At 57.6% G+C, this 12,295-nt stretch carries 10 protein-coding genes and 5 pseudogenes; 9 read left to right on the top strand and 6 right to left on the bottom strand.

Features of this window, described 5'->3' with window-relative positions:
* A pseudogene (locus AC13F2_RS00220) lies at window positions 1-108 on the top strand (IS5/IS1182 family transposase); the annotation flags it as partial.
* 712 nt (window positions 109-820) lie between these two features.
* Here AC13F2_RS00220 and AC13F2_RS00215 read toward each other — a convergent pair.
* Window positions 821-1,279, bottom strand: coding sequence for a hypothetical protein (locus tag AC13F2_RS00215; RefSeq protein WP_301641796.1), 459 nt, complete (start codon window positions 1,277-1,279; stop codon window positions 821-823).
* Window positions 1,280-1,364: 85 nt separating this feature from the next.
* Between AC13F2_RS00215 and AC13F2_RS00210 the strand changes: the two are divergent.
* Together AC13F2_RS00210 and AC13F2_RS00205 are read left to right on the top strand one after the other, a co-directional pair.
* Window positions 1,365-2,556 (top strand): annotated as a pseudogene (locus tag AC13F2_RS00210) (IS3 family transposase).
* A gap of 4 nt (window positions 2,557-2,560) precedes the next feature.
* Window positions 2,561-2,740, top strand: a pseudogene (locus tag AC13F2_RS00205) (IS3 family transposase); the annotation flags it as partial.
* A 155-nt stretch (window positions 2,741-2,895) separates the two neighbouring features.
* Here AC13F2_RS00205 and AC13F2_RS00200 read toward each other — a convergent pair.
* Together AC13F2_RS00200 and AC13F2_RS00195 are read right to left on the bottom strand one after the other, a co-directional pair.
* Window positions 2,896-3,309: a hotdog fold thioesterase gene (locus AC13F2_RS00200; protein WP_094062442.1), complete on the bottom strand. Its 414-nt coding sequence runs from the start codon at window positions 3,307-3,309 to the stop codon at window positions 2,896-2,898.
* Window positions 3,306-4,193 (bottom strand): alpha/beta fold hydrolase, encoded by an 888-nt coding sequence (locus AC13F2_RS00195; RefSeq protein WP_094062443.1) that lies wholly within the window; start codon window positions 4,191-4,193, stop codon window positions 3,306-3,308. The genes AC13F2_RS00200 and AC13F2_RS00195 overlap by 4 nt, the downstream gene beginning before the upstream one ends.
* Window positions 4,194-4,269: 76 nt before the next feature.
* Between AC13F2_RS00195 and AC13F2_RS00190 the strand changes: the two genes are divergently transcribed.
* From AC13F2_RS00190 to AC13F2_RS00175, 4 genes are all read left to right on the top strand, one after another.
* On the top strand, window positions 4,270-4,746 hold the full coding sequence (locus tag AC13F2_RS00190) for a MarR family winged helix-turn-helix transcriptional regulator (RefSeq protein WP_094062444.1): 477 nt from the start codon (window positions 4,270-4,272) through the stop codon (window positions 4,744-4,746).
* Between the two features lie 308 nt (window positions 4,747-5,054).
* Entirely contained in the window at window positions 5,055-5,543 is a 489-nt protein-coding gene (locus AC13F2_RS00185) for a MarR family winged helix-turn-helix transcriptional regulator (RefSeq protein ID WP_232508371.1), read from the top strand.
* A complete protein-coding gene (locus AC13F2_RS00180; RefSeq protein ID WP_094062446.1) occupies window positions 5,540-7,126 on the top strand; it encodes an ABC1 kinase family protein in 1,587 nt (528 codons plus the stop codon). The genes AC13F2_RS00185 and AC13F2_RS00180 overlap by 4 nt, the downstream gene beginning before the upstream one ends.
* A gap of 77 nt (window positions 7,127-7,203) precedes the next feature.
* Window positions 7,204-7,974, top strand: a complete 771-nt coding sequence (locus AC13F2_RS00175; RefSeq protein ID WP_160726840.1) for an NUDIX hydrolase — start codon at window positions 7,204-7,206, stop codon at window positions 7,972-7,974.
* A 268-nt stretch (window positions 7,975-8,242) separates the two neighbouring features.
* On the opposite strand, the pseudogene AC13F2_RS00170 reads toward AC13F2_RS00175, so the two are convergent.
* Window positions 8,243-9,112, bottom strand: a pseudogene (locus AC13F2_RS00170) (IS3 family transposase); the annotation flags it as partial.
* 176 nt (window positions 9,113-9,288) lie between these two features.
* Between AC13F2_RS00170 and AC13F2_RS00165 the strand changes: the two are divergent.
* A protein-coding gene (locus AC13F2_RS00165; RefSeq protein ID WP_094062448.1) for an IS630 family transposase occupies window positions 9,289-10,264 on the top strand; the annotation gives its coding sequence in 2 pieces (ribosomal slippage) (window positions 9,289-9,656 and window positions 9,655-10,264; 978 coding nt in all).
* 523 nt (window positions 10,265-10,787) lie between these two features.
* Here AC13F2_RS00165 and AC13F2_RS00160 read toward each other — a convergent pair.
* On the bottom strand, window positions 10,788-11,444 hold the full coding sequence (locus AC13F2_RS00160) for a TetR/AcrR family transcriptional regulator (protein WP_482963893.1): 657 nt from the start codon (window positions 11,442-11,444) through the stop codon (window positions 10,788-10,790).
* Between the two features lie 97 nt (window positions 11,445-11,541).
* On the opposite strand from AC13F2_RS00160, the gene AC13F2_RS00155 reads away from it, so the two are divergent.
* Window positions 11,542-12,165 carry an efflux RND transporter periplasmic adaptor subunit gene (locus AC13F2_RS00155; RefSeq protein WP_482963894.1) on the top strand — a complete coding sequence of 208 codons (624 nt, stop codon included), beginning with the start codon at window positions 11,542-11,544 and terminating at the stop codon, window positions 12,163-12,165.
* A 22-nt stretch (window positions 12,166-12,187) separates the two neighbouring features.
* On the opposite strand, the pseudogene AC13F2_RS00150 reads toward AC13F2_RS00155, so the two are convergent.
* Window positions 12,188-12,295, bottom strand: a pseudogene (locus tag AC13F2_RS00150) (IS5/IS1182 family transposase); the annotation flags it as partial.

The raw sequence follows: 12,295 nt of genomic DNA, 5'->3' as shown, positions 1-12,295 counted from the left end.
AGAAACCGCCGCCTCGCTAAAGACTTCGAGACCACCATAGCATCAGCCCGGAGCTGGCTCTTCACCGCGGCCGTGCAGATGCTCACTCGCAGACTGGCAAACCTATGAACTTACGCCAGATAGTTTCGAGTCAGACTCTTAGAACTAAGCCAGCCAATTTCTGCCCATGAGTTGGTGAACGAGAGCGCATTTTGTGCGGAACTGCCGGTCGACGACGAACTCCGTATTGGGAACATAACGTACAAGCTCTATCTTAAATTCCTCCGTGGTCAGACAGGCCTCTATCACCTGTGGGTAGACTATGACGCCTGCGACGACCATGGCAATTACACGATGTTATGCGTGTATGTCGGGAAAGGGTTTGCTGAGCTTCGCGTTGATAGCCACGTCAGAAAAAATGGCCGAAGAATGCCCAGCTATACGTGACATTCACCAGCATGGAGAATCGTCTCTCTAAGTACTACGAGCAATTGTTTCTCGATGTGTACGATTTCGAATTAAACAACATTGAGAATCCTGGCGCAGAACATCTGTTTGTGGTTTGGGATGAGGAACGCCATCACTTGGAAACGCACTTAAATGAGGTTTCCAATCTGAGCAAAATTCAAAGTTTCGACGACTGGTAAAAAGTCGTAATCCGACCGGCCTCAGGTCGAACGAACTCCAGTCTACAGCCCACGCCGTTACCGGTCTGGACGTCTGGTGTTTTGGCGCAGAGCGGCGGCGATATTACACCCCAAAAGCGACCGCCGAGCACGAATATGGCCGCATGATTCTTCAACAGATCGCACACCTGCGTGGAGCAATGAGAGCTTCCGGATCAGATCGGCTTAATGCCTTCGAATTGGACATCGGCAGCGTGTCCCCGCCAGATGGGCGTTTCAACGTTTTCCGCCAACGCAAAGCCAAAAGATGCGAAATTCCCCAAGTGACTGAGAGCTTCGCATTGCTTATCGATGGCCTCTACGTTGCTCGGGATCTGAGCCACCTTTTCTGGATATCGCGCTGCTCGTACGATTACCCACTCGGGTCCATTGTCTCCGACAAACCAGATGTTCGGATCGACGTTGGGATTTGAGTGAGTGGACATGATCTCGAAACCTTTCCTTTGGAGCCATTGCTTGACAACTTGAACTGCAAAATCAAGTAGTTCCCAGTCGGCAACCTCAATGAGTTCATCTGAGACCAGGGAAAACGGATCGACCGATTGCGCGTTTCTAAGGTCGATCAAGCCCCAACCGCCCAACTGCGGTTTCCAGCCTGTCAGCGTCCTTCCCATCGGCCAGAGGTGACCTTCCCCCCGAAAAGTGGTCCGTTTTGAGAGTTAGGATTTCGGCTATTTACGGCTTGAAAGGAGCTGATGAATGGCACGGAAGAGATACACGCCGGAACAGATTATCGGGATACTGCGTGAGGCCGAAGTTCGGCTCTCGCACGGAGAGAAGATCGGGGAGATCAGCCGATCGCTGGGGATTTCGGAGCAGAGTTACTATCGCTGGCGACGCGAGTACGGTGGGCTGAAGGTCAGCCAGGCTCGGCGATTGAAGGATCTCAAGTAGGAGAACCAGCGGCTCAGGAAGGCGGTGTCTGATCTTACGCTCGATGCGCTGATCCTGAAGGAGGTTGTCGAGGGAAAGTACTGAGCCCTTCACGGCGTCGGCTGGCCATCGACCATGGCAGGAGGCATTGGATATCTGCCAGCGCCGTGCCTGCCGGGTCGTTGCCCAGCACCGCTCGACCCAGCGCAAGCTGCCCGCACCACCAGCCGACGAGAAGCCGCTGACAGCTGCAATCATCCGGCTGGCCCAGCAATATGGTCGCTACGGCTATCGCCGGATCACGGCGCTGCTGCGCAATGAAGGTTGGTTGGTGAACGCCAAGCGGGTCGAGCGGACCTGGCGCCGTGAAGGGCTCAAGGTTCCGCAGAGACAGCCAAAGCGCGGGCGTCTGTGGTTCAACGATGGATCATGCGTGAGGCTGCGTCCGCAATATAGTGGCCATGTGTGGAGCTACGACTTCGTCATGGATCGCACCCATGACGGCAAGGCCTTCCGCATGCTTACCGTGATCGACGAGTACAGCCGCCAGTGCCTGGCGATCCATGTCCAGCGCAAGCTCAAGAGCGATGATGTCCTGGCCGTGCTGACCGAGCTGTTCCAACGCCATGGTCCGCCTGATCACATCCGTAGCGATAATGGCGCTGAGTTCACTTCTCATGCCGTGCGCGACTGGCTCGGGCGGATTGGTGTGAAGACTCTCTACATCGAACCCGGATCACCATGGGAGAATGGCTACAACGAATCCTTCAACGGCAAGCTCAGGGATGAGCTTCTCAACGGGGAAATCTTCTACACTCTGAAGGAGGCAATCATCCTGATCGAGCGCTGGCGTATCCACTACAACACCGTCCGGCCACACTCTTCGCTGGGCTACCAGCCGCCGGCCCCACAAACGATCTTGCCTCGTCCTGCCATGCTGCCTTACGCTGCGCTCCAGGCCGCCCAGCAGGGCGACCCCAACCGCCGGAACTCTAACTTAACCGGTGGACCACCCTGATGGGGCAGGTCAGGTGGAAGACTACAACCGAGAGAGAGCGCCCTCATCCCTTGGCTACGCGACACCGGCGGCGTTCGCCGCCGAACTAGATAAGCAATGGCCTCCTTCGCCACGCCCTACGGGCTCCGCTGCGCAGCCCATTGCTTCAACCGCGCTCATACGCATCAACGCGGCTCGGCTCTAATCCCAGCTGGGGGAAGATCAGGGGGTCACGTCACTCATTGGAAGGCGGCTATCGCGACGCAATTCGCTCTGAAAGTCGTGGGACAATTTTGCAGGTCTTCGAGGAACAGACCTGCTAATTTTCGCCCTGCAGTTAGTTCCATTAGGATAACGCTGTTAGCATACGTAGGCACCGCGGCCGCTAGCCAAAAGGTTGCCAGTAGGACCGTATACACGTGTTTCAGCGACCGAGATATTTTTACCGATCTTGATTATTTTGCCCGATGCTATGAGTGGTCCCGAGGTTGCCGGGCGGTGGTAGTCGACCCTCAGATCGGCGGTCGCCTTGGCCCCTGTACCTTGCGACAATAAGGTGTAGAGCCCGGTTAAATCGATCAGAGAGGCGAGCACGCCGCCATGCGCTGAACCGATTGCCGGGTTTGACACGATCTCGTCGCGCCAAGGCATCTCCAGTTCAAGCTGCTCGTTCGAGCATGACCGTAAAGTGAGGCCAAGCCACCGGTGAAACGGGGCAATCTGCAGGATCTCTTCGAGGCGCTTAGGATCGATCCTTGTCGGATTATCGGTCATGTAACGGCTCCCTGCGGACTGTGATTACGCTTGAGAAAATCGAGTATCGCTGCCGAAAAGGCATCGTTGGCATCGCCAACCACCATATGTGTTGCCTCTGCGATGTCGGTGTATTCAGCGTGTGGAACAAGTTCGAGCAATTGCGCGACCGCGTCTTCGGAAACCAGATCGCTCGATCCGCCGCGAATAATATGCAATGGCAGAGAAAGCCTGCTGGCTGCATCGTTCAGCGCATCAAACTGGCGTTCCTGATGAGCCGGATCGCTTCGCTTGGCTAGTGTGATGTTGCGGATAAAGGCCGGATCCCAATGCCAGTAGTAGCGGCCGTCTTCCTTCTCTCGCAGATAGCGCCGTAAACCCTTGCCGGCTCCGCGCTTGCGGCGATGTGGCATGTAGCGCGCGATGACCTCTGCCGCTTCGTCCGGTGAAGAGAAACCGGTCTCCACGTGCTCCTCCATAAAGCCGACTACGCGCATAACGCCCCCCGTCTCCATACGCGGCGCGATGTCGACGAGAGTGAGCGACGCGAAGCGGCCCGGCGCAAGGTGTCCTTCGGCGATCAGTCCGGCCAGCCCGCCAAGGGAGGCCCCGACGAGCGCTGGCTTGCGGTCCATTTTTGAAGCGATCGCAACGAGATCTGAAGCGAAGTCGCGCGTTTCGTAAGCGCCCTCGGCAGACCATTCGCTGTCCCCGTGACCGCGCATGTCAATTGCGATCGGACGAAATCCCGCACTGGCGAGATCGGCTGTGACACGTTTCCATGCGTGACGGGTCTGGCCGCCCCCATGCGCGAGCAAGACCGGTAAAGCATCGGCATTTCCGGTCGCTTCGGCTGCTATGGAGATGCCACCATCTCCCCCGATATGGAAAGTTTGCGACTGCATATCGCAACCTCTATATTGTAAATTGGTTTACAGTAAACCGCTTTATTTCCTGATCGGCTATGGTAGGTTGCCCAGGATGGCTGCCACGACGGACTATGACACGGATACAAAGGGGGCAAGTTTCCTCACCGATACCGATCGGCTGTTCTTTCTTATGGAGGAAGTGACGCGGCGTTTGCGCAGGACCTTTGATTCTTCGGTTGAACAATTCGGGCTCACGCGGACGCAATGGCGTATTTTGGCTTATCTCTTTCGGAGCCCAGGCATGACCCAGACCGAGCTGGCTCGGGAACTGGAGTTAGAGCGCGCTAGCATCGGCCGGACTATTGATCGCCTGGAAGAACTTGAGCTGGTGGAAAGACGCAGCGCGAAGAACGACAGGCGCGTTTGGCGGGTTCATTTACGCCCTGCCGCAATCGAGCTACTTCCCAAGATGCGAGTAGAAGCTGATGCAATGTATGCTCGCTTGCTCGGGGGGATCCGTTTTGGGGAACTGGAGCGCTTACGCGGATCGCTGGCCAGGATGCATGACAATCTGGCCAGCGAGCCATAATCACTCGAAATCGAGCCAATGCCCCGCGTTCATGCCCCACCTTTGCCCTTCAGGGGGGGGCTGATGTTCAAGTGATGGAGGCCGAGCGCTTGCGATCATAAGATCCCGGCAGTCGTGGCAGGCGAGGTGGCCGGAGCCCTCGCACTCACCCAGCGCCGTACGGTTCCTTATCGGCTTGAGCGACCATTGGATTCAGTTTCTGCTGTAGCGTGAAATCAGCGAGTGTTTGCAGGGCGGCACTGCTAGCGAATATGGTTGACCCTGAGATTGAGCACGCCAGGCTTGCGCGAGCCTTTCAGGATAGCGCGATGGATAAGCATATGCCGAAAGATGAAATACGTGATTACGCCCCCAACGAAAAGGATGACATCCTATATTTGCTGGAAGAGGTGAACAGGACCGCTCGGCGGACGTTCGACGCTCTGATCGTGGGGCTCGACCTCAATCAAACACAATGGCGGATCATCGCGTCCTTGTTGCGGGAACCTACGCTAACACAGACCGAGATTTCTCGCCTGTTCGAGCTTGAATCGGCGACGATAGGACAGGCTGTCACAGTTTTGGTTGAAAAAGGTTTGATCGAGCGAGAGCGGGCGGCGCACGATCGAAGAGTTTGGAACCTCCACCTCACCGAGCAAGTAAGAACCATCTGGCCGGAACTGCGCGAAGCGGCTGATCGACTCCACGAAACGCTCTGGAAGGGAATGTCTGCGCCTCAAATCGACTTCCTGCGTGCCATGCTTCGAAAAGTTGCGGAGAATCAGAAGCAGGCTGACACTTGTGAAGCAAGCCGATGAAGCGCGATCTGGAAAACAGTGTCGGTGAACTGACGCGGCTAGCAGAACTCGGTCAGATTTTCGCCCGGCACGGTCTGAAAAATCTCGGAAGCTTGCTTGGCATTATGCCGGTTTCGGAGAAGGAGCCAGATACCGAGGACTTGCGTCCTGCATCGGTGGTGGCGCTATTGCGCGATGTCGGCCCTGTCGGGATAAAGCTTGGCCAGCTCCTCGCGACCAGAAGCGATCTGTTTACACAACCCTGGATTTCCGCGTTCGGCACTCTCCACGACCAGGTGGAACCGCTGCCGTTCGATAAGATCGAACCGGTGATTGTATCGGCTTGGGGCAGCGACTGGGAACGTGAATTCGCGGCTTTCGAGAGAAACCCGATCGCCTCCGCCTCTATCGCACAGACATATGTCGCAACCCTGCTGGACGGAAGCGAGACTATCGTGAAAGTACGCCGACCCGGCATGGCGTCCAGGATCGAGGCGGACATGAGGCTGTTGACACGGCTCGCGGGCCTCGCCGAGCGTCGGTCAAGCGACATTGCCCGCTATCGACCCGTGGAATTCCTTCAGACTTTCGGAAAGAATTTAGCGCGGGAGATGGACCTGGCGGCAGAAGCACGCGCCTGTGAACGGATTGGCGGTTATCTGGAGATGCTTGGGGTGAAGACCCCCGAGATCCATTGGGAACTCACAGGCATGACGATCAATGTGCAGGAAGCCCTGGTCGGAAAACCCGCGTCGCGGCACCCGGCAACTGATCCGGCAGGGAATGCCCGGTTCGCGAAGCGCTATGCCGATGCAGTGTTGCGGATGATCCTTCTCAATGGAGAGTTTCATGGCGACCCGCATCCCGGCAATGTTTTCTGGATGGAAGGGAACCAGGTAGGCTTTATCGATTTCGGCTCGGTGGGCTTTCTCAGCGGCGCGCGGCGTCAGGAAATTGTCCGCCTGATTTTTGCTATCGCGAACGATCAGATAGACAAGGTGGCCGATCTGCTGCTTGACTGGGCAGGCAATCCACTCGTGGACCGCGCGCAATTGGTGATGGATCTGGACGAGCTGATCGAGGAATTTCGCGGCACAGCTCTTGTGGGGATTGAATTCTCGGCAATCTTCGATCGGGTTTTCGGATTGTTGCGCGATTATCGCCTCGCATTGCCGCCCGACCTCGCTGTTTTGCTGCGTACCTTGCTGACCGCAGAGGGCTTCGTTCGCTCTTTGGCACCGGACTACAATATTGCCGAAGAAACGAAGCCGATCGTGATGCAATTGTTTGCCGAGCGATTTTCGATCGGAGCCGCGCGGGATCATTTGGCCAAGGTCCGCAGTGGCCTGCTGGATTTCTCGGCATCGCTGCCCGACCTGATCGATAACGTTGCCTCGGTCGCTCGATCGGGTACGATTCAGGTATCCATCGACCCAGCCAGCCTGAACCATCTGACGCGGGAAGAGGACCGCAGCACCCCCGTCAAGGGTCCGGTGGTGGCAGCGTTGATCATCTCTGCCGCATTGCTGGCCGACCAATCGTTGTTACTGGCAGGAATTGTTCTGGCTTTCGCGGGAATAGCACTCATTCCTAGATGGAACTGATAAGACCACACACAATGAACGCTTCGATCACGGCCGCCCGGCACCGATATTGGCTACATCAAGGGAGAAGAGTGGAAATGACCGAACAGAAACCTGCCGAGGCGGTGCCTGCCGCCACCATGCTGCTGGTGCGGGATGAACCGGAGTTTCAGGTTCTCATGGTGAAGCGACATCATCAGATCGACTTCGCATCTGGAGCACTGGTCTTCCCTGGCGGGAAACCCCATTCAGATGATTCTTTGGAGGAATGGGCCGCTTACTCTGACGGGTGGGATCAGGTCGATACGACCCAAAGAGTTTTAAAGATCGCTGCGATCCGCGAAGCTTACGAGGAGGCTGGCATTTTGCTGGCGGTCAACCGCGATGGCAGCCCTTTCGAAGGGGCCTGTGACCCGGACAGCCGCCGGGCAGTCGAACAGGGGGAAAGATCGTTCCTCGATGTCGTCCGGCAGTCCGATGTGATCTTGCGGCTCGACAGTCTCACCGATTTTGCCCGGTGGATTACCCCGGTCTTCATGAAGAAACGGTTTGACACCTGGTTCTACGTCGCTCGAGCCCCCGAACGCCAGATTGCCGCGTGCGATGGCTATGAGACGGTGGATGCAGAATGGCTGTCACCCAATCGTGCTCTGGAGATGGGCAAATCGGGCGAGCGCACGGTCATTTTCCCGACCCGACTGAACCTGGAACTGTTGTCCGAGGCGAACAGTGCTGCGGACTGCGTAGATCGCGCGCTGGCGCGCACGATCGTGCCTGTCCTGCCGCGGGTCTTGCAGCGAGATGGCAAGAATATCCTGACCATCCCGGAGGATGCAGGTTACGGCCCGGCGAGCGAGGTAGTTGGGTAAACAGTGCATCAAGGCAGTCAGTCGAAAGAGATCAGCTAAATGCCTTGAGTGTCTTGCCCCGGACGGTTTGAAACCGAACGATCTGGCCCCGCTCCTAGGTTGGCGACCGCTGTTTCATATCCGTCTGCTCGATCGCGATTGAGAACCTCAAACAGCTCGGAACGGAGACTGTTCTTTTAATCCCGCGCGGCCGAACTTTGGTCAAAACGCTCGCTGCCCTGCGCAATAGATTGAGTGGCCAACACCAGACTGAATAGCCCCGAATTTTCTAGACGCCCTCGGTGCTCATCATCTGCTGCCTTTCGAACTCTACGGGTGACAGCATCCCGTTCCTTACATGCTTGCGTATCAGGTTGTAGAACATTTCGATGTAATCGAACACATCCTGCCTGGCCTCGTCGCGTGAGCGATAGGTCCTTCGCCGGATATACTCGCGCTTGAGCAGGTTGAAGAAGCTCGCGACCACGGCGTTGTCATGGCAGTTGCCACGGCGGCTCATCGAGTGTTCCGGATTGTGGGCCTTAAGGAACGAGGCCCAGTCCATGCTGGTGAACTGCGATCCCTGATCCGAGTGGATCAGAACCTTCCCCTTCGGCTTCCTGCGCCACACCGCCATCAGCAATGCCTGCAGGACCAGGTCGGTGGTCTGGCGGTTCTGCATCGACCAGCCCACCACGCGGCGGGAGTAAAGGTCGATCACTACCGCCAGATGGGCAAAGCCCTCCTGCGTCCTGATGTAGGTGATGTCGGTCACCCATGCCTTGTCGGGTGCAGCGACATCGAACTGGCGGACCAGCGTGTTGTCGATCACCCTGGACGGCTTGCCGCCATAGCTGCCCGGCCTGCATTTGTAGCCTATCCTCGCCTTGATCCCGGCCAGGCCGGCAAGACGAGCCACCCGGTTCGGGCAGCAGGTCTCGCCCTGATCGTGCAGGTCGTCGTGCAGCTTGCGGTAGCCATAGACCTTGCCGCTCTCTTCCCACGTCTGCCGAGCATCTTCCTTCGCCCGCCTGCTCAACGGGCTCTTCAACGAGGCGTTGAAGCCGCTGGGCTGGATGCGAAGACACCGGCACATCGCGCGCACCGAAAACAGCACGCGATGCTCGGCAACGAACGCGTATCTCACTTTGCATCCCTGGCAGAACGAAGTGGCCGTAAGTCAAATATGCATCGTCGCCGCCTGTCCTCAAAATTTGGAAAGAAAGCGTCCACAAATCTAAGGGCTATTCAAAATTTGCGATCCCAGGTGCTAGAGCGGTTTCCGCCCGGTCCGAATCGCGAGGGATTCCCAAGCCGGTGATTTTCTGATTCATCATGCTGGCAGGTGAAGGAGGCCAGTATGGAACGGGTCGGCCTCTCTCGATGGATTTACGTTCGCGGCTGCTGGGCGCGGTTGACGCGGGGATGAGTTGCCGTTCGGCGGCCGACCGGTTTGGTGTTGCCCCTTCGACAGCGATCCGGTGGCAGGAGCAGCGCCGCGCGACCGGGAACTTTGCACCCAAGCCGCAAGGCGGGACCACGCGCTCGCGCCGGGTCGAGGAGTATCGGGAGATGATCCTGGCTCTGTGGGAAGCGCGCAAGGACATCACGCTCGACGAGCTTCGGGCGGAACTGAGCGGCATCGGTCTGGTAGTGGCGAACTCGACGCTTCATCGCTTCTTCGTGCGTCACGGCATCACGCGCAAAAAAGACTGGCCACGCGATCGAGCAGGACCGGCCCGACGTCCTGAGCCAGCGCCCCGCCTGGTTCGAAGGGCAACTCGACCTCGATCCGGAGCGTCTGGTCTTCATCGACGAAACGTGGACCGCGACCGACATGACCCGCAGCCATGGCCGGTGCGCCAGGGGCGAGCGTCTGAGGATGGGCTTCCCGCATGGGCATCGCAAAACGACCACGCTGGTGGCCGGCCTGCGGATGAGTGGAATGATCGCTCCGATGGTGCTCGACGGGCCGATCAACGGCGACTGGTTCGAAGCCTATGTCGTCCAGGTTCTCGTACCCGAGCTGCGCTGTGGCGACATCGTCATCATGGATAACCTGTCGAGCCATAAGCGCGCGTCGGTGCGCGAGCTGATCGAGGCGGCAGGGGCAACACTGCTGTCCCTCCCGCCCTACAGTCCCGACTTCAATCCCATCGAGAAGGCCTTCGTCCGGCTCAAGGCGATGCTCCGCAAGGCAGCGGAGCGAACCGTATCCGGCCTCTGGGACCTGATCGGCAGGCTCGTCGACCTCTTCCAGCCCGACGAAAGCGCCAACTACTTCAGCTCCTGCGGCTATGACCCAGAGTGAACGGAATCCGCTCTCAACCTTGTATATCTTGGGGCTGGCACGGCACCGAGCGCGGACCGGATCGAGGCATTCCTGGCTGATCGGGGCTATGATGCCGATGCCATCCGCGAGGAGATCGTCGCTGCCTGCGTCGAGGCTGTGATCCCCGCAAGGAGCAACCGCCGCAACCCCGCCCCACATGATCGGGCGAAATGCCGCTGACGTAAAGTTATCGAGCGATTGTTCAACAGACTGCAGAACTGGCGCAGGGTTGCCGACTCGCTACGACAAAACCAAAGGGTCTTACCTTGGCTTCGTAGCTCTCGCCTCTGCCAAACTACGGATATACTTTTCCGACGCGGCCTAGAGCACTGCTGGCCAAAATCCTCGCCGAGCGGAGGCACGCAATCTTTCTGCAACAGGTCGACGGCCCGCCAACACCGTATAAAATGTATTGGCGCTCCGTCAGGCTGCGGCTCGGTTATAGGTTTCTGCCTGGATAAGTCGGATAATCTATCTGCCGGGTGAACTACGGTAGAGAGACTTATAGCCCGTTTGAACCTTCGAAGGAGATGTTTGCGTTCTTGTTTTCCAGCACACCCGATCCCATAACGAAGAAATGGGTTCTGGCGCGTAATCGCTCAAGGCTGTTGTCAATACCCACCCTGTGACTGATCGCGTCTGCATGTACGTCGCTTACGAATAGCCCAAGAAACAATTCAGCAAGTATATGCGGTGGCGCGTTCAGTTCGATCCCTCCTTCTTGCCAGTCCGCAAAGAGCTGTTGGAGCGAATCAAGGGTCCGCGTTGCCGTACGTTCCAAAAACCGTCGGGCGAATTCCTTGTTGCTCACGCTGCGCGCGATGACGATTCGAACCAAAGCGACCACTTCCGGATCTAGGAAGTGGGCCTGAAAACTTATTGCAAGGCGGTGAAGGATTTCCTGTGGCGTACCGCCTTTTTCAGCTGCCTCGCGGACCAGCGTCGCACCGGAAGATGCCTTTTCGAAAACAACAACCTCGAGTATCCCTTCTTTGTTGCCGAACAGCTTGTAGACCGTAGCCAAAGAGCCGCCTGCACGATCGACTATGTCACCCAGCGTCGTGCGTTCGTAGCCCAGTCTAACGAACAATTCCCTGGCAGCTTCGATGAAGGCTCGCCTGCGGCGGTCAAGTCGGTCACATTCGGTTTGATCGGTCATTTTAGCGCAAACCTCGACGAAAACGGCTTGCCGGACAACAGCGTAATATCTATTACATCTTCGCACATGCACAAAAGCTGACTGAAAGCCGCCACCCGTGAAATCCAAAATTGTATTCCTAGCCGCAGCGCTGTTGCTTGTCGGCTGTGCCGAACCGAATGAAGAAATGGCGCCTCAGGCGATTCCGGTCCGCACGGTAACAGTAGCTGCGCAAACCGTTCCGAACATAATCGAACTACCTGGACGGGTCGAGCCGGTACGCGTGGCAGAGGTGCGCGCCCGGGTTACGGGGATAGTGCAAGAGCGGCTTTACGAAGAAGGAACCGACGTAAGAAATGGACAACCACTTTTCCGCATCGATCCGCGCGAACTGCGCGCCAGTTTGAACCAGACGAGGGCTGCACTTGCCCGCGCACGGGCAACAGCAGCCAATGCCCGGGCCGTGGTCGAACGTTACCGCCCGTTGATCGAAGAAAACGCTATCAGCAGTCAGGAATACGACGCGGCGATTGCCGCTTCGCGCGAGGCGGAGGCAAATGTTGCCCAGATTCAGGCGCAGCTGGAGGCGGCCTCTCTGCAACTCGGTTATACCACCGTGCGCGCGCCGATCAGCGGCCGTGCGGGCCGTGCGCAGGTTACCGAAGGGGCCCTTGTCAGTCAACCGGAAGGTACGCTGATGACCCGGATCGAACAGATTTCGTCAGTTTATGTAAGAGTCTGACTCGAAACTATCTGGCGTAAGTTCATAGGTTTGCCAGTCTGCGAGTGAGCATCTGCACGGCCGCGGTGAAGAGCCAGCTCCGGGCTGATGCTATGGTGGTCTCGAAGTCTTTAGCGAGGCGGCGGTTTCT

Source organism: Qipengyuania sp. L-5Y (assembly GCF_056859455.1).
Note: the sequence above shows the minus strand (reverse complement) of the source record. Positions and strands in the feature narration are given on the sequence as shown.

What these genes read in the sequence shown, in the direction of transcription:
- AC13F2_RS00215 (WP_301641796.1), bottom strand. Translation starts at nt 1,279, where the DNA reads ATGGGAAGGACGCTGACAGGCTGGAAACCGCAGTTGGGCGGTTGGGGC.
- AC13F2_RS00200 (WP_094062442.1), bottom strand. Translation starts at nt 3,309, where the DNA reads ATGACCGATAATCCGACAAGGATCGATCCTAAGCGCCTCGAAGAGATC.
- AC13F2_RS00195 (WP_094062443.1), bottom strand. Translation starts at nt 4,193, where the DNA reads ATGCAGTCGCAAACTTTCCATATCGGGGGAGATGGTGGCATCTCCATA.
- AC13F2_RS00190 (WP_094062444.1), top strand. Translation starts at nt 4,270, where the DNA reads ATGGCTGCCACGACGGACTATGACACGGATACAAAGGGGGCAAGTTTC.
- AC13F2_RS00185 (WP_232508371.1), top strand. Translation starts at nt 5,055, where the DNA reads ATGGATAAGCATATGCCGAAAGATGAAATACGTGATTACGCCCCCAAC.
- AC13F2_RS00180 (WP_094062446.1), top strand. Translation starts at nt 5,540, where the DNA reads ATGAAGCGCGATCTGGAAAACAGTGTCGGTGAACTGACGCGGCTAGCA.
- AC13F2_RS00175 (WP_160726840.1), top strand. Translation starts at nt 7,204, where the DNA reads ATGACCGAACAGAAACCTGCCGAGGCGGTGCCTGCCGCCACCATGCTG.
- AC13F2_RS00160 (WP_482963893.1), bottom strand. Translation starts at nt 11,444, where the DNA reads ATGACCGATCAAACCGAATGTGACCGACTTGACCGCCGCAGGCGAGCC.